This window comes from Microbispora sp. CA-102843, from assembly GCF_050936215.1.
Classification (GTDB): domain Bacteria; phylum Actinomycetota; class Actinomycetes; order Streptosporangiales; family Streptosporangiaceae; genus Microbispora.
In genome coordinates, this window is record NZ_JBNJNF010000001.1 from 2640261 (window position 1) to 2656808 (window position 16548).

Sequence of the window (16548 nt, forward strand, 5' to 3'; positions counted from 1 at the left end):
GATTTGACCATCGCCTACCCGCATATCATGAGGCAAGTGATTTTTCCGCGCCGGGGGTGGAGGGGCTGAGGTGAGTTCGTCCACTCATTCCGCCTCCATGCGGCTCCGCCCGATCGTGACCGGCCTCGCGGTCGTGATCCTGAGCGTCATCACCGCCGGCACCGCCTTCCTGGTCACCTGGCCGGAAAACGGCGCGCTGGCGGCCGGCGGCGGCCGGGCGGAGACGGACCGGACGCGGGCCGACAATCCCCTTCCGGCCGCGCGGGCGACGGCGGGCAGCCTCGTACCCGACCGCTCGCTGCCGTCGAGCGCGCCCGTCGTCGGCGGGCCCGGCGTGCAGGTCACGCTGCCGCATCTCCTGGCGATCTCCCCGAAGCGGGTGCCGCAGAGCACCCTGCTGAAGATCGCCAAGCAACGGCACGTGCAGAAGGTGGCGGTCGCCGACGGCGGCGCGGTGCGCGTGTCCGGCACGGCCCTGCGGCTGCTCGCGGTCGACCCGGCCACGTTCCGGTCGTGGACGCCGAAGAACGTGGCCGATCACCCGGAGGTGTGGAGCGCGCTCGCGCGGGGCGAGATGGTCGCCGACGCGGCCACGGTCAAACGTCTCGGCATGCAGCTCGGCGCGGAGTACCAGATCGACCGGGGCCCCCGGCTGCGCGTCGCGGCCTCGGCCTCGCTCGGGCTGCCCGGCGTGGACGGCCTGGTCAGCCAGGACCTGGGCCGCAAGCTCGGATTCCCCGAAGGCGTCGTGGTGCTGGTCCACGGCGACCCGGGCAAGGTGAGCGACAAGGGGGTCGCCCGCCTGCTCGGCAAGGGCGCGCAGGTCGTCCGGGTCGGCCAGGCCGCCGTCCGGCCGCAGGCCACGGCCACGCCGGGGCAGGCCCTGGTGGGACGGCCCACGAGCTACCTGGACCTCTACCAGCGGTCCGCCACCGTCTGCCCCGGCCTCTCGTGGACCGTCCTCGCCGCCATCGGCCAGGTCGAGAGCAGCCACGGCCGCAACAACGGCCCCTCGTCCGCGGGGGCGCTCGGGCCGATGCAGTTCATGCCCGCCACCTGGAAGGCGTACGGCGTGGACGGCGACGGCGACGGCGAGGCGGACATCTGGAGTCCCTACGACGCGGTGCCGTCGGCCGCCAAATATCTGTGCGCCAACGGGGCCGGCGCAGGCGGCGAGAAGCTCAGGAAGGCCGTGTGGTTCTACAACCACTCCTGGGACTACGTGAACAAGGTCCTGTCGCTCGCGGAGGCCTACGCCCGCGCGTACGCCTCCTGACGCGGAAGGCCCGGCCGCGCGGGTCCTGCCGGACCGCTACCGGGCCGGTCGTCCGGCGGGCCGTACGGGCGCCGGGCAGCAGGTCGCCGAGCACGGAGCGGGCTCGGGCTCGGCGAGCAGTTCGGCCACCATCGACACGAACCGCGGGTGGGTGCCCGCGGTCGAGGCCCTGGTGAGGGCCATGCCGAGCTTCTCGGCCGTGGCCGCGGCCTCCACGTCGAGGTCGTAGACGACCTCCATGTGGTCGGAGACGAACCCGATGGGCACCAGGACGGCCGACCGCACGCCCTCGGCGTGCAGCGTCTCCAGGTGGTCGCAGACGTCGGGCTCCAGCCAGGGCACCTGGGGCGGGCCGCTGCGGCTCTGCCAGACCAGGTCCCAGGCCCGGCCCTCGTCCAGCCGTTCCTGACCGATTTGAGCGGTCACCAGTTCGGCGGCCCGCCTGAGCTGGGCCTCGTACGCGCCTCCCGTGGGCCCCGCCGTGCGGGCCATGGAGACGGGGATGCTGTGCGCGGTGAACACGAGGCGGGCCTGCTCGCGGGCGTCCGCGGGCAGCCGGCCGAGGGCCTCACGGGTGTGGTCGGCCATCGCCGCGACGAACCCGGGGTGGTCGTAGAAGTGGCGGAGCTTGACGATCTCGGGGGCGCCGGGGACGGCGGCGCGGGCGCGGGCGATGTCGTCGAGGTACTGCCGGCAGCTGGAGTAGGAGCTGTAGGCCGCGGTGGCGAAGGCCGCCGCCTTGCGGACGCCGTCCTCCTTCATCCGCCGGACCGTGTCCTCGAGGAACGGGTGCCAGTTGCGGTTGCCCCAGTAGACCGGCAGGTCCACGTCGAGCGCGGCGATCAGGTCGCGGCACTGCTGGTTGATCGGGCTGACCCCGCCGAACCTCTGGTAGTGCGCCTCGACCTCCAGCAGTCGCTCGCGCGGCACGCCCCGGCCGCGCACCACGTTCTCCAGGAACGGCATGACGTCCTCGGGCTTCTCCGGCCCGCCGAAGGAGACGACGAGCAGGGCGTCATATCCGTTGGTGCTCCCCATGCGCCACACCCTACGCGGACGGTACGACGGTTCCGTCCGCGCCTATATGGCTTGGGCGGCGGTGTGTCAGCGAGTAGGTTCGAGCGGTGAGCCAATTTCCGGACATCCGCGAATACATGGCCCTGCCGCGCGTGAACGCCCTGCGGCTGTCGCCCGACGGGACCCGGCTCGTGTCCGTGGTCCAGTCGCTCAACCCCGACGGCAAGTCGTACGGCACCGCGCTGTGGGAGATCCCCCAGGACCCCGGAGGCGAGCCCCGCCGGCTGACCCGGTCGGCGAAGGGGGAGGCGGGGGCCGAGTTCGCCCCCGACGGAACCCTGTTCTTCGTCTCCCGGCGGCCCGACGAGACGGCCAAGGAGAGCGGCGGCGACACGGCCGCCCTGTGGCTGCTGCCCGAGCGTGGCGAGCCGTCGCGCGTCGCCACCCGCCCCGGCGGGATCGGCGGCGTGCGGGCGGCGGGCGGCGTGGTCGTCTACACCTCCGAGGTGCTGCCCGGCGACGCCGGCACCGAGGAGGAGCGGCGCAAGACCCGCGAGGAGGCCGGCGTCAGCGCGATCCTGCACGAGGGCTACCCGGTGCGCTACTGGGACCACGACCTCGGCCCGGCCGGGACCCGGTTCTTCACCGGCCGCGCCGTACGCGACGGCCTGGAGGACGTGCGCGACCTCACGCCCGAGTCGGGCAGCGGGCTGCGCGACGCCTCGTTCGACCTGACGCCCGACGGCTCGTCCGTGATCAGCACCTGGCAGGTGTTCCTGCCGAACGGGGAGGTCCGTACGGACCTGGTCGCGATCGACGTCGCGGACGGGTCGCGGCGCACGCTCGCGACGTCCGAGGGGTACGACTTCGCCGGGCCGGTCAAGGTGTCGCCCGACGGGCGGCAGGTCGCCTGCGTGCGGGAGCGGCACGGCGCCGAGGAGACGCCGGTCGCGCTCGACCTGTGGGTGATCGACCTGGCCACCGGTGAAGGGCGCCCGGTCGCCCGGGAGATCTTCCCCGTGTCGGTCGCGTGGGCGCCCTCCTCGCGGGAGCTCTTCTTCGCCGCCGACCACCGGGGCCGCAGGCCGGTCTTCCGGGTCGCCGTCGAGGGCGAGCCCACGCGGCTGACCTCGGACGACGGCGCCTACGCCGAGCTGTGCCCGGCGCCCGACGGCTCGGTCTACGCCCTGCGCGGCGCGATCGACTCGCCGCCGCGGCCGGTGCGGATCGCGGCGGACGGCTCAGTGACGACGCTGCCCTCGCCCACGCCGCCGCTGGACCTGCCCGGCACGCTGACCGAGGTGACCGCGACGGCCGAGGACGGGACCGAGATCCGCGGCTGGCTGGTCGTCCCCGCGGAGGCGACCGCCGAGGACCCGGCGCCGTTCCTGCTGTGGATCCACGGCGGCCCGCTGTCGAGCTGGAACGACTGGAACTGGCGCTGGAGCCCCTGGATCATGGCCAGGCACGGCTACGCCGTGCTGATGCCCGACCCCTGCCTGTCCACCGGGTACGGCCAGGACATGATCAAGCGGGGCTGGGGCGACTGGGGGCCGGTGACCCACGCCGACCTCATGGCGATCACGGACGAGTGCCTCAAGCGCCCGGAGATCGACGAGCAGCGGACGGCGGCGATGGGCGGCTCGTTCGGCGGCTACATGGCCAACTGGGTCGCCGGGCACACCGACCGGTTCCGGGCCATCGTGACGCACGCCTCGCTGTGGAACCTGGACCAGTTCGCGGGCACCACCGACGGCGCGAACTACTGGCAGCGGGAGTTTGGCGCCCTCGGGTCCGCCAGCTACGCCCGGCTGTCGCCCCACCGGTGGCTCGGGGACATCAGGACGCCGATGCTGGTGATCCACGGCGACAAGGACTACCGCGTGCCGATCGGCGAGGGCCTGCGGCTGTGGTGGGACCTCCAGCGCTCGGGGGTCGAGTCGAAGTTCCTCTACTTCCCCGACGAGAACCACTGGGTGCTCAAGCCCGGCAACGGGATCGCCTGGTACGAGACCGTTCTGGCCTTCCTCGCGCAGCACGTCCTGGACGAGGAGTGGACCCGGCCGCCGTCCCTGAGCTGACCGTTGAATGGCGGTACATCCTGATTTGGGAGGATGTCATCCGTGCGGCCGACGCCCGAGCCGGGCGCCGGCCGCACGTCGTTTTGAGCACGTACGAGGAGGGGGCAGGCCAGGATGGACGAGCGGGAGTACCGGCATGACCGCGCGCGGGTGGAGGAACTGCTGGAGCTGGCGACCGGCATAGCGGAGGAGGCCGGCCAGATGCTCCTCGCCAAGCGGCCCGCGCGGCCCGAGGTGCTCGCCACCAAGTCGAGCCCCACCGACGTCGTCACCGCGCTCGACCGGGCCGCGGAGGAACTGATCCGCAGCAGGATCGCCGAGGCCAGGCCGCACGACGCGATCCTCGGCGAGGAGGGCGGCGACACCCCCGGCGAGGGAGGCGTCCGGTGGGTCGTCGACCCCATCGACGGCACGGTCAACTTCCTGTACGGCCTGCCGGACTGGGCGGTCAGCATCGGCGTCGAGGTGGACGGCGAGATCGTCGCGGGAGTGGTGCACAACGTGCCGCGCGGCGAGCTGTTCACCGCCTCGAAGGGCGGGGGCGCCTGGCTGAGGGGCGAGCGGCTCCGCTGCAACACCGGCGTCCCGCTGGCCAAGGCCCTCGTCGCCACCGGGTTCGGCTACGCGGCGGGGCGGCGCCGGGTGCAGGCCGAGGTGCTGGCACAGGTGGTGCCGCAGGTCAGGGACATCCGGCGCGGCGGCTCGTGCGCGGTCGATCTCTGCTCGGTCGCCGCGGGCCGGGTCGACGCCTACTACGAGCGCGGCACCAACTACTGGGACCACGCGGCGGCGGGCCTGATCGCCGTGGAGGCCGGGGCCCGCATCGGCGGCCTGAACGGCAGGCCGGTCAGTCCCGACATGGCGCTGTGCGCGGCCCCGGGACTCTTCGAGGAACTGCACGACCTGCTCGTCCCCCTCGACCCGGAGCGCGACTGACGACGTCCGGGCGCGAGAGCCCGGGCACAGGCGAGGGGGCCCGCCGTACGGCGGGCCCCCTCGTCAGTGTCGGTTGCGGTCAGCGCTGGATGGAAATGCCGTGATCCTCGGCGAGGCGGTGCAGGTCCTCGATCTCGGCGGTGAGGGTGTCGGCGAGGAAGTCGTCCCCGCTCGTGGTGGCCTCTTCAAGACCCTTGTAGGCCTGGTCGAGCCTGGTTTCGATCGTGGTCGTGAACTCGCCCATCTCACCTTCTTTCTCAGGGGGCGAAACGTGTCACGTGGGGCTGCGGCACAGGTCCTACAGAGAGGCGCGCCCTTCCCCGGAACACGACAATGGAGGGTGTCCGAGGCCTTACCCATGTCCGGACCGACCGCAAACCTGTGAATTTCTGTGCTCTACGTCACGTAGAGCGCCGGAACCGCTTACCAGCGGCTTACGTCGAATATGGCCACAATGAGGGGCGTCATACCAGCTAGGAGGACTTGATGCGCGTGCTAGTGGTGGAGGACGAGCGGGTGCTCGCGGACGCGATCGCCACCGGCCTCCGCCGGGAGGCGATGGCCGTGGACGTCGCCTACGACGGCGCGGCCGCCTTGGAGAAGACCGGTTACATCGACTACGACGTGATCGTGCTCGACCGCGACCTGCCCAAGGTGCACGGCGACGAGGTGGCCCGCCGCCTGGTCGCCCAGCGGTCCGCCTCGCGGATCATCATGCTGACGGCCGCGGGCGACGTGGACGACAAGGTCGAGGGGCTGGAGCTGGGCGCCGACGACTACCTGGCCAAGCCGTTCGTGTTCATGGAGCTCGTCGCCCGGGTGCGCGCGCTCGGCCGCAGGTCCGCGCCGCCGCTGCCGCCCGTGCTCGAGCGCGCCGGCGTCCGGCTCGACCCCGGCAGGCGCCAGGTGACGAGGGACGGGGTCGAGGTCCACCTCACCAAGAAGGAGTTCGCGGTGCTGGAGGAGCTGATGCGGGCCGAGGGCGCCGTCGTCAGCCAGGAGGACCTGCTCGACAAGGCGTGGGACGAGAACATCGACCCGTTCACCAACGTGGTCAGGGTGACCATGATGACGCTGCGCAAGAAGCTGGGCGATCCGCCGGTCATCGAGACCGTGCCCGGTGTCGGGTACCGGCTGTGACGACCCGCGCCACCGCTGTGTCCCGGGGGAGGGGGCCCTGTGAGCGAACCGCGTGACGCCTCTGAGAAGAGGACGCCCCAGACACTCCCGTCGCCCGGCGGATCGGACCCCGCCTCGACCACGCAGGGCGAGGTGGCTCCGGCCGGTGACCGGGCCAAGGCGGGTCCCACCCGCCGGATGTCGAGCCCTATGGGCACCGGTCCCTACCGCAGCCAGGTGCCGCCGCCGCCCAGCGGCCCGCCCGCCTGGGACGGCCCGCCGCCCCTGGTCGCCCATCCGGTGCATCGGGGCAACCTGCTCAACGAGATCAAGTCGCTGCAGAACCGCGTCAGCATCCGCTGGCGCCTGACCCTCACGTACGCCGCGCTGGTCTTCGTCGCCGGCGCGCTGCTGGTGATGGTCATGTACGTGCTGATCGGCCAGGCGATCGACATCGGCTGGCAGAGTGTGCCGCAGATCATATTCCCGCGCGGAAGCGTGCCGCAGGAGTGGATCGACGAGGCCAACCACCAGTTCGCCCAGTCGCAGGCCGAGGTCACCGCGGTGGCGCGGGCCGAGCTGCTGAAGCGGGCGCTGCTGGCGCTGCTCGGCGTGGGGATCCTGGCGCTGATGCTGGGATACGTCGTGGCCGACCGGGCGCTGCGGCCCGTCATCAAGATGACGGCGACCGCGCGGAAGCTGTCGGAGACCTCGCTCGCCCACGAGCGCATCGACCTCCAGGGCCCCGACGACGAGCTGAAGGAGCTGGCCGACACCTTCGACGCGATGCTCACCCGGCTCAACACCGCCTTCGACGCGCAGCGGAGGTTCGTGGACAACGCCTCGCACGAGCTGCGGACGCCGCTGGCGATCAACCGCACGGTGCTGGAGGTGGCCCTGTCCGACCCCGAGGCGTCGGACGACCTCAAGGTGCTCGGGCGCACGCTCCTGGGCACCACCGCACGCAACGAGCGGCTGATCGAGGGCCTGCTGCTGCTCGCCCGCAGCGAGCGCGAGCTGTCGGTGCGCAAGCCCGTGGACGTCCAGGAGGTCGCCAGGACGGCGGTGGAGCAACTGGCCCCCTTCGCGGAGGAAGAGGGCGTCACGGTCGAGCACGACCTCCACCCGGCGGCCACGACGGGCGACCCCGTTCTCGTAGAACGCTGTGTCTCCAACCTCGTCGAGAACGGCATCAAGCACAATCTCGGCGAGTCCGGAAAAGTATGGGTCCGGACGGGAATTGTCGACGGGGGTGCGGTTGTTCAGGTCGCGAACACGGGACCGCACGTTCCCGCGTACGAGGTGGAGAGCCTGTTCGAGCCGTTCCGGCGCCTGAATGCCGACCGGGTTCAGTCCGCCAAGGGCGCGGGTCTCGGCCTGTCCATCGTGCGCGCGATCGTCCGCGCACACGGCGGAACGGTCGCCGCCGTCCCCCGCGACGGGGGCGGTCTCGTGGTGACGGTGCGTCTGACCGGAGCCGGGGCATCTCCGGGGACGCCGCAGTCGGCGCGCTGATGGAGCGTGCGCGCCGCACATGTGGTTGGATGTGCCGTCGAACGCGGTGGGGATACCGCCGATACTGTGGTTTTCGCCATATTTGGCTAACCGCAGCGTCCGGTGGGACACCCCTCGCGTGTCGGAAGGTTCAGTGTTCGTTCAAGCGGGTACCGAATGCACAATTTACCGGCCTCCGCGGGCACAACACCGGCCTTCCGAGCGTTATCCACGCGCGACACAGGCGCAGGCAGATAGATGAGGGGGATGGAGTAGCAGATGGCTACCGACTACGACAGCCCGCGTAAGACCGACGACGATCTCAACGAGGACAGCCTCCAGGAACTCCAGGCGCGTAGGAGCGACAAGTCGTCGGGCAGCATCGACATCGACGAGACCGATCTGGCCGAGTCGCTGGAGCTGCCGGGGGCGGATCTGTCGAACGAGGAGCTCTCGCTGCGGGTGATTCCTCGGCAGGCCGACGAATTCACCTGCTCGCGGTGCTTCCTGGTGCATCACCGCAGCCAGCTGGCCTCAGAGAAGAACGGCCAGCAGGTCTGTCGCGAGTGCGCCGCCTAGGAGACCCTTGGGAGGGTCCGTGACTTCAGCAGCGGATGAATCAAACAACGAGGTCGCCGACCTGGTCGGCAAACTCGTCGCCCCTGAGGAGACGGACGGGGCCGAGCGGCGTCGGCTGCTCGGCCGCCTCAGCGGGGCCCTGGCAAGGTCCGCTCGGAAGGCACGCGAACGGGGAGTCGGCCGGGGCCGATGGCTGGCCGACGTCTTCATGAACATCGCACCGCGGTTACCGGTCAGGGACTACGAGACACTGCGGGAACACCACTACGGGCTCACCGGCGAGCAGCTCGCCGACGACCTCGTCCGCACCGCCGCGAAGGCGACGACGGCGGTCGGCGCGGTCGGCGGAGCGCTCGCCGCGGCCGAGTTCGCCGCGCCGCCGCTCCTGCTGTCCGCACCCGCCCAGATCGTGGCCGAGACGCTGGTCGTCGCGGCCATAGAAGTGAAGCTCCTCGCCGAACTGCACGAGGTGTACGGCGTGGAGGTCCCCGGCACCGGCACCCAGAGGGCGACCGCGTTCGCGCTCGCCTGGTCGAAGCAGCGGGGCGTCAACCCCCTCGCCCCCGGTTCGGCCACGATCGCACTCGGGACCGCCGCCAAGACCGCGCTGCGCAACCGCCTGATGCGCACGCTCGGCCGTCACCTCACCACGCTCGGCCCCTTCCTCACCGGCGCCGTGGCCGGCGGCGCGCTGAACCGGGCCGCCACCAAGAAACTCGCCGCCGCCGTGCGCGCGGATCTGCGCCACCAGCACGCGCTGCCGCCCGGCTGATCTCCCCTCCCGCGCCGGTCCCCGTCCCCCGGGTGACGCGCCGCGGCGCGGGTGCCCGTCCCAATCGGCACTCTCCGGCCGTCCTGATCTTCCAGATAGGGAAGTGTCACCGATTGGTCTAAACCTCTTGCCGACCCCGTATGAGCTGCGTGAGATCATTCTCACAGCGACGGGCGTGGATTGTGCATGTTCTTACGGGTATGGGGGTCACTGGTGACTTTCCGTATGGTGGTCACAGGCGACCACCTGGAGGGGATTCATGCGTGGCACCAGCTCATTTCTGATCGTCGCGAACCGGCTGCCGGTCGATCGCGTGGGCGAGAACGAGTGGCGGCGGAGCCCAGGCGGGCTCGTGACCGCCATCGCGCCCGTCATGCAGCGCCGTGACGGAGCCTGGCTCGGCTGGACCGGGGCGGGGGGAGAGGAGCTGAAGCCCTTCGACCACGACGGGATGCACCTGATCCCCATCCCGCTGTCCCAGCTCGAGGTCGAGCTGTACTACGAAGGCTTCTCCAATGCCACCCTGTGGCCGCTCTACCACGACGTGGTCGCCACGCCCGTCTACTCGCGCGTGCTCTGGGACGCGTACCGGGCGGTCAACGACCGGTTCGCCCGCGCGGCCGCGGACGCCGCCGCGCCCGGCGCGGTCGTCTGGGTGCAGGACTACCAGCTGCAGCTCGTGCCCGCGATGCTGCGCAGGCTGCGGCCCGACCTGAAGATCGGATTCTTCCTGCACATCCCGTTCCCGCCGGGCGAGCTGTTCTACCAGCTGCCCTGGCGCAACGAGATCCTCGAAGGCCTGCTCGGGGCCGATCTCGTGGGCTTCCAGCGGCCGGGCGGCGCCGCCAACTTCCTGCGCCTGTGCCGCCGCCTGCTCGGCGTGCAGTACCTCCGCAACGAGATCCAGCTCGAAGACCGGACGGTCCGCGCCGAGTCGTTCCCGATCTCGGTCGACTTCGGCGAGCTGGACCAGCTCGTCCGCGAGCCGCGCGTCCAGCAGCGGGCCAGGGAGATCCGCGCCGAGCTGGGCGATCCCGAGCACGTGCTGCTCGGCGTCGACCGGCTCGACTACACCAAGGGCATCGGCCAGCGGCTCAAGGCGTTCAGCGAGCTTCTCGACGACGGCGTGATCAAGCCGGACGAGGCGGTCTTCGTGCAGGTCGCCACGCCCACCCGCGAGCGGGTCGCCGAGTACATCCGGCTGCGCAACGACATCGAGCTGAGAGTGGGCCGGATCAACGGCGAGCACGGCGTGCTCGGCCGCATGCCGATCTCCTACCTCCACCAGTCGTACAAAAAGGAGGAGCTGGCGGCGCTCTACTGCGCGGCCGACGTCATGGTCGTCACGCCGCTGCGCGACGGCATGAACCTGGTCGCCAAGGAGTACGTCGCCTGCCGCCACGACCTGCGCGGGGCGCTCGTGCTGAGCGAGTTCGCCGGGGCGGCCGACGAGATGCGCCAGGCCTACATGGTCAACCCGTACGACATCGACGGCATGAAGCGGACGATGCTGGCGGCGATGCGGGCGACCCCGCACGAGCTGGGGCGCCGGATGCGCTCGCTCAGGCGCAGGGTCGCCACCTACGACGTGGACAGGTGGGCCAGCGACTTCCTCACGGCCCTGGAGTCAGGGGAGCCGGTTCCTACGGAGTGAGCTCCCGGGCGGCGTCCTTCCAGGAGCGCCACTTCTTCGCCGCCGACCGCGTGACGATGATCCGCGTGATCTCCATGCCCAGGCCCATCACCACGGCGTACGCGATCGCCTCGCCGAGTCCGATGTCGGGGGAGTCGGCGCTCGCCGGCGGCTTCTTGCCGGTCGCCCTCTCCCACGCGAACGACAGCACCTTGCGCGAGCAGAATCCGACCGTAAGGCCGAGCAGGCCGCCGACGATCCGCCACTGCATGTCGGGCTTGTCCGTCGCGCCGAGTTCGCGCTTGGCCTCCCGAGCCATGTCCGCCATGATTCCTCCTCGATAACGACCTTAGTGTCTCCCCGCGGGGCGACGGTCCACGCCATACCATGTGGTGGCATGACCGAACAGCGACTCCCCGCAGCCATGCCCGAGAAACCAACACTCGACGGCTTGGAGGCGGTATGGGTAGAGCGCTGGGAGGCCGAGGGCACCTACCGGTTCGACCGGTCCCGGGGCAGGGACGAGGTCTACTCCATCGACACCCCGCCGCCCACCGTGTCCGGATCGCTTCACGTGGGGCACGTCTTCTCCTACACACACACGGACACGATCGCCCGCTACCAGCGGATGCGGGGGCGCGAGGTTTTCTACCCGATGGGGTGGGACGATAACGGCCTGCCCACCGAGCGCCGCGTGCAGAACCACTTCGGCGTGCGCTGCGATCCCTCCATACCGTACGACCCGGACTTCACGCCGCCGGAGAAGCCGGACGCCAAGCGGCAGGTGCCGATCTCGCGCCGCAACTTCATCGAGCTGTGCGAGCGGCTGACCGCCGAGGACGAGAAGGCGTTCGAGGAGCTGTGGCGGCGCCTCGGCCTGTCGGTGGACTGGTCGATGACCTACGCCACCATCGACGCCAATGCCCGGGCCGCATCCCAGCGCGCGTTCCTGCGCAACCTCGCCCGCGGCGAGGCGTACGTCGCCGAGGCCCCGACCCTGTGGGACGTGACGTTCCGCACGGCCGTGGCCCAGGCCGAGCTGGAGGACCGGGAGTGGCCCGGCGCCTTCCACCGCATCGGGTTCGAGCGGACGTCCGGCGAGGGCGACCAGGGCGGTGGGGGCGGCGGTGGGGGCATGGTGTGGATCGAGACGACCCGGCCCGAGCTGATCCCGGCGTGCGTGGCGCTGGTCGCCCATCCCGACGACGAGCGCTACCGGCCGTTGTTCGGCACCACCGTCCGCACCCCGGTCTTCGGGGTCGAGGTGCCGGTCGTGGCCCACCACCTCGCCGAGCCCGACAAGGGTTCGGGCATCGCGATGATCTGCACGTTCGGCGACGTCACCGACGTCACCTGGTGGCGCGAGCTCGACCTGCCCACCCGGCCGGTGATCGGCTGGGACGGCCGCCTGCTCCCCGAGCCGCCCCACGGCGTGCCCGCCGAGCCGTACGCCGAGCTGGCCGGCAAGACGGTGCACAGCGCGCGCGAGCGCATCGTGGAGATGCTGCGCGAGTCCGGCCACATGGACGGCGATCCGCGCAAGGTCCAGCGGCCGGTGAAGTTCTACGAGAAGGGCGACCGGCCCCTCGAGATCGTCACCACCCGGCAGTGGTACATCCGCAACGGCGGCAGGGACGCGAAGCTGCGCGCCGAGCTGCTGGAGCGCGGCCGGGAGCTGGAGTGGCATCCGCCGCACATGCGGGTCAGGTACGACAACTGGGTGGAGGGCCTGGCGGGCGACTGGCTGATCTCGCGCCAGCGGTTCTTCGGCGTGCCGATCCCGGTCTGGTATCCGCTCGACGCCGACGGCGAGCCGATCTACGAGGCGCCGATCGTCCCGCCCGAGTCGGCGCTGCCGGTCGACCCGTCCAGCGACGTGCCGCCCGGCTTCTCCGAGGGCCAGCGGGGCAAGCCGCTCGGCTTCACCGCCGACCCCGACGTCATGGACACCTGGGCGACCTCCTCGCTGAGCCCGCAGATCGCCGCCGGGTGGGAGCGCGACGACGACCTGTTCCGCCGCGTGTTCCCGATGGACCTGCGGCCCCAGGCCCACGAGATCATCCGCACCTGGCTGTTCTCCACGGTCGTGCGGTCGCATCTGGAGCACGGCGGGCTGCCCTGGCGGCACGCGGCGATCTCCGGATGGATCCTTGACCCCGACCGCAAGAAGATGTCGAAGTCCAAGGGCAACGTGGTCACGCCCATGGGCCTGCTGGAGGAGTACGGCTCCGACGCGGTCCGCTACTGGGCGGCGAACGGGCGTCCCGGCACCGACACCGCGTTCGACACCGGACAGATCAAGATCGGCCGCCGGCTGGCCATCAAGATCCTCAACGCGTCGAAGTTCGTGCTCGGCTTCCGGTCCGAGGGCCGCGGCGAGGTCACCGAGCCGGTCGACCTGTCCATGCTGGCCGCACTGCGGGCGGTCGTCGGCGAGGCCACGGAGGCGTTCGAGTCGTACGACTACACCCGGGCGCTGGAACGGACGGAGCGGTTCTTCTGGTCGTTCTGCGACGACTACGTGGAGCTGGTCAAGGCCCGCGCGTACGACGGGGACGCCTCGGCCGTGGCCGCCCTGCGGCGGGCGCTCGGCGTGCTGCTGCGGCTGTTCGCGCCGTTCCTGCCGTTCGTGACCGAGGAGGTCTGGTCGTGGTGGCGGGAGGGCTCGGTGCACCGGGCGGGCTGGCCGTCCCCGGACGAGCTGCCCGAGGCGGGGCAGGGCGACCCCGCGGTGCTGGACGCCGTGGCGGAGGTGCTCCGCCGGGTGCGGCGGGCCAAGTCCGAGGCGCGGCTGTCGATGCGGGCCGAGGTCGCCCGGCTGACCGTGTCGGGAGACCAGGCGGACCTCGTCCGGCAGGCCCAGGACGACCTGTGCGCGGCCGGCAACGTCGAGGAGTTCGTCCTCGAACCCGGTGACGGCCCGCTCGACGCGGTCGCCGAGCTGAACGCGTAAAGCCGACGGCCGCCGCCGTTGCTTTCGTGGCGACGGCGGTGGTCGGCGACGTTTTGGGACGCTCCAGGGCGTTCCCGGGCGTTTCGGCACGGCGACGGCCCGCGGACGGGGGCCGGCGGGGGTGTCGCGGCGAAACGACCACCATACGCGGGTAAAACGACTGCGCGTCCCGCCCGCCGACATGCCAGGCTGGATCCGTGATCCCGTCTAACCGCAGTACCACGGAGAGGGTTCCCCCGACGCTGGCCACGCTGGCCGCGTGGAGCTGGCGGCTGCTGCTGCTCGGCGCGATGGTCTACTTCCTGTGGCAGGTCATCGGCAGGATCAGCTTCGTCGTCATGCCGGTGGTGGTCGCGCTGCTGCTCGCGGCCCTCCTTCACCCGCTGACCCGGCGGCTGCGCGCCGCGGGGCTGCGGCCGATCTACGCCACGTGGATCACGATGCTGCTGGGCCTCGCGCTGATCGTCGGCATCGGATTCCTGATCGGCGTCCGGGCGAACGAGGAGTTCCCCCGGCTGGTCCTGCAGATCCAGGTCACCGTGCGCAACGTCCAGGACTGGCTGCTGCACGGCCCCCTCCACCTGAAGGAGGCGCAGATCGCCGACTTCGTGGACCAGCTCAGCAGCCAGGTGACCCAATACCGCAGCCAGATCACCAGCACGCTGCTGAGCGGCGCCACCGCGGTCGTCGAGGTGCTCACCTCCATCGTGCTGATCCTCTTCGTGACCTTCTTCCTCCTGAAGGACGGCGAACGGATCTGGTCCTGGTTCCTGCGCGCCTTCGGCGGCGGCACCGCGCCGCGCGTGGACCGGGCGGGCCGCGCCGCCTGGGCGACGATCTCCCACTACGTGCACGGCACGGTCGCGGTCGCGGCCATCCACGGGCTCGTGATCGGAGTGGTGCTCGCCGGAATGCGGGTGCCGCTGTGGGCGCCCCTCGCGGTGCTGGTCTTCCTGGCCAGTTTCATCCCGATCGTCGGCATCCTGTTCGCGGGCGGCATCGCGACGCTGGTCACCTTCGGCTCCCAGGGCTGGGTGTACGCGCTGATCTTCGTGGGCATCCTCGTGGTCGAGCAGCAGCTGGAGAACCACGTGCTGCAGCCGCTCATCGTGGGCCGGGCCCTGGAGTTCCACCCTCTGGCGATCATCCTCGTCCTCGCGGTGGGCGGCGTGCTCGGCGGCATCGCGGGCGCCGTGGTGGCCGTGCCGCTCACGGCGGTCATCTACCGCGCGCTGCCCGAGCTGCGCCGCGGCCAGCCCGCCATCGAGCCACCGGCCGAAGGCGGTGCGCCCGGCGCAGCGGAGGCCGGATCCCAGGGCGTGCCCCCGCACCCGGAGCCCGGCGCCGTGGAGCCCGCGCCCTCTCACGCGTCCCAGCCCGCCCCCTCCGGACAGGGCGGGCAGGAGCCGGAGACGGCACGCCCGTCCTCCGGACCGGGAGAGGCGGTGTCCCCCCAGCGCAACGGGTAGGGTCTTGCCCCATGAGCGAGCGAATCAGGGAACACATCGAGGCCGCCCGATGAGCGTCGAGATCCTGATCCACCGGCTCGACCCGGACCTTCCGCTCCCGTCGTACGCGCATCCTGGCGACGCCGGGGCCGACCTGTACGCGGCGGAGGACGTCGAGCTGCTGCCCGGCGAGCGGGCGGTCGTGCGGACCGGCGTCGCCATCGCGCTGCCGGACGGGTACGCCGCCTTCGTCCATCCGCGTTCGGGCCTGGCGGCCCGGCACGGCGTCACGCTGGTCAACGCGCCGGGCACGATCGACGCCGGCTACCGGGGCGAGATCAGGGTGACGGTGATCAACACCGACGCCAAGGACGCGGTACGGTTCCGGCGCGGCGACCGCATCGCCCAGCTCGTCGTGCAGCGGGTGGAACGGGCGGCGTTCTACGAGGTCGACCGGTTGCCCGGCTCCGTACGGGGCACGAACGGGTTCGGCTCGACGGGGAGCTGACACCGCGAAGCCCGGGAACGGGCCACGAAGCGAGGAGAGTGAGAGAAGTGATGCGACGCCGGCGACGCGCGGAGGAGGAGACCGCACCAGCCGTCGTGCGGGAGGGGAGCCCCGCCCCGGCGCGGACGACGGGCCCCTGGGACGCCGATGACGACTACCCGGAGGCCGAGCGGGTGGACCTGGGGGGCCTGCGCCTGCCCGTCGGTCCCGGATTCGAGATCCAGCTCAGCATGGCGGGCGACCAGGTCGACGGTGTGATCGTCCTGGTCGAGGAGAGCGCCCTGCAGGTGAACGCCTTCGCCGCGCCCAAGCGGAGCGGGATCTGGGACGAGGTGCGGGCCGAACTCGCCCGTGAGGTGGTGGCCGCCGGAGGCTCGGCCGAGGACAGGGACGGCCCGTTCGGCCCCGAGATCGCGGCCGAGGTGCCCGTGCAGGGCCAGGCGCAAGGACGGCAGCCGGTGCGCTACGTCGGCGTCGACGGGCCGCGCTGGTTCCTCCGTGCCGTGATCAGCGGCAGGGCGGCGGTCGACCCGGAGGCGGCGCGGATCCTGGAGGACGTCGTGCGCGGCATCGTCGTCGTGCGCGGTGACGAGCCGATGCCGCCCAAGGAGGCGATCCAGCTCCGCCTGCCCGCCGAGGCCAGGCAGGCCATGGAGGAGCAGCAGGGGCCCCGGCGGGAGGAGCTCCGGCCCTTCGAGCGCGGTCCGGAGATCAGCGAGATCCGCTGACGCC

At 71.5% G+C, this 16548-nt stretch carries 15 protein-coding genes; 12 read left to right on the top strand and 3 right to left on the bottom strand.

Annotated elements, in window-relative coordinates; genetic code table 11:
- Nucleotides 1-70: 70 nt before the first annotated feature.
- The gene (locus ACQEVJ_RS12435) at nt 71-1276 is read left to right on the top strand and encodes a lytic transglycosylase domain-containing protein (protein ID WP_433100340.1); all 1206 of its coding nucleotides are present in this window, start codon (nt 71-73) and stop codon (nt 1274-1276) included.
- A 36-nt stretch (nt 1277-1312) separates the two neighbouring features.
- On the opposite strand, the gene ACQEVJ_RS12440 is transcribed toward ACQEVJ_RS12435, so the two are convergent.
- Complete coding sequence (locus tag ACQEVJ_RS12440) at nt 1313-2314, bottom strand: ferrochelatase (protein ID WP_433100342.1); 1002 nt, start codon at nt 2312-2314, stop codon at nt 1313-1315.
- 116 nt (nt 2315-2430) lie between these two features.
- Between ACQEVJ_RS12440 and ACQEVJ_RS12445 the strand changes: the two genes are divergently transcribed.
- A complete protein-coding gene (locus ACQEVJ_RS12445; RefSeq protein WP_433112672.1) occupies nt 2431-4374 on the top strand; it encodes a prolyl oligopeptidase family serine peptidase in 1944 nt (647 codons plus the stop codon).
- Nucleotides 4375-4488: 114 nt separating this feature from the next.
- A complete protein-coding gene (locus tag ACQEVJ_RS12450) occupies nt 4489-5310 on the top strand; it encodes an inositol monophosphatase family protein (RefSeq protein ID WP_433100344.1) in 822 nt (273 codons plus the stop codon).
- A gap of 79 nt (nt 5311-5389) precedes the next feature.
- Here the strand turns inward: ACQEVJ_RS12450 and ACQEVJ_RS12455 are convergent, their stop codons facing one another.
- Complete coding sequence (locus ACQEVJ_RS12455) at nt 5390-5554, bottom strand: hypothetical protein (protein WP_179155445.1); 165 nt, start codon at nt 5552-5554, stop codon at nt 5390-5392.
- A gap of 242 nt (nt 5555-5796) precedes the next feature.
- On the opposite strand from ACQEVJ_RS12455, the gene ACQEVJ_RS12460 reads away from it, so the two are divergent.
- The 5 genes from ACQEVJ_RS12460 (at nt 5797) to ACQEVJ_RS12480 (ending at nt 10928) form a co-directional block, all read left to right on the top strand.
- Nucleotides 5797-6450, top strand: a complete 654-nt coding sequence (locus tag ACQEVJ_RS12460; protein WP_079319347.1) for a response regulator transcription factor — start codon at nt 5797-5799, stop codon at nt 6448-6450.
- Between the two features lie 177 nt (nt 6451-6627).
- The gene (locus ACQEVJ_RS12465; protein WP_433112675.1) at nt 6628-7944 is read left to right on the top strand and encodes a sensor histidine kinase; all 1317 of its coding nucleotides are present in this window, start codon (nt 6628-6630) and stop codon (nt 7942-7944) included.
- Nucleotides 7945-8202: 258 nt separating this feature from the next.
- Nucleotides 8203-8502 carry a DUF4193 domain-containing protein gene (locus ACQEVJ_RS12470; RefSeq protein WP_030505490.1) on the top strand — a complete coding sequence of 100 codons (300 nt, stop codon included), beginning with the start codon at nt 8203-8205 and terminating at the stop codon, nt 8500-8502.
- Between the two features lie 19 nt (nt 8503-8521).
- Nucleotides 8522-9274: a hypothetical protein gene (locus ACQEVJ_RS12475; protein WP_433100347.1), complete on the top strand. Its 753-nt coding sequence runs from the start codon at nt 8522-8524 to the stop codon at nt 9272-9274.
- A 259-nt stretch (nt 9275-9533) separates the two neighbouring features.
- Nucleotides 9534-10928: an alpha,alpha-trehalose-phosphate synthase (UDP-forming) gene (locus tag ACQEVJ_RS12480; RefSeq protein ID WP_433100349.1), complete on the top strand. Its 1395-nt coding sequence runs from the start codon at nt 9534-9536 to the stop codon at nt 10926-10928.
- Here the strand turns inward: ACQEVJ_RS12480 and ACQEVJ_RS12485 are convergent.
- Entirely contained in the window at nt 10918-11235 is a 318-nt protein-coding gene (locus ACQEVJ_RS12485; RefSeq protein WP_433100351.1) for a DUF4235 domain-containing protein, read from the bottom strand. The two genes, ACQEVJ_RS12480 and ACQEVJ_RS12485, sit on opposite strands and share 11 nt — an antisense overlap.
- A gap of 69 nt (nt 11236-11304) precedes the next feature.
- Between ACQEVJ_RS12485 and valS the strand changes: the two genes are divergently transcribed.
- From valS to ACQEVJ_RS12505, 4 genes are all read left to right on the top strand, one after another.
- A complete protein-coding gene (gene valS, locus ACQEVJ_RS12490) occupies nt 11305-13860 on the top strand; it encodes a valine--tRNA ligase (RefSeq protein ID WP_433100353.1) in 2556 nt (851 codons plus the stop codon).
- Nucleotides 13861-14057: 197 nt separating this feature from the next.
- Nucleotides 14058-15329 (top strand): AI-2E family transporter, encoded by a 1272-nt coding sequence (locus tag ACQEVJ_RS12495; RefSeq protein WP_433100355.1) that lies wholly within the window; start codon nt 14058-14060, stop codon nt 15327-15329.
- A 49-nt stretch (nt 15330-15378) separates the two neighbouring features.
- Complete coding sequence (gene dut, locus ACQEVJ_RS12500; RefSeq protein WP_433100357.1) at nt 15379-15816, top strand: dUTP diphosphatase; 438 nt, start codon at nt 15379-15381, stop codon at nt 15814-15816.
- 50 nt (nt 15817-15866) lie between these two features.
- Entirely contained in the window at nt 15867-16544 is a 678-nt protein-coding gene (locus ACQEVJ_RS12505; RefSeq protein WP_433100359.1) for a DUF3710 domain-containing protein, read from the top strand.
- Nucleotides 16545-16548: the final 4 nt, after the last annotated feature.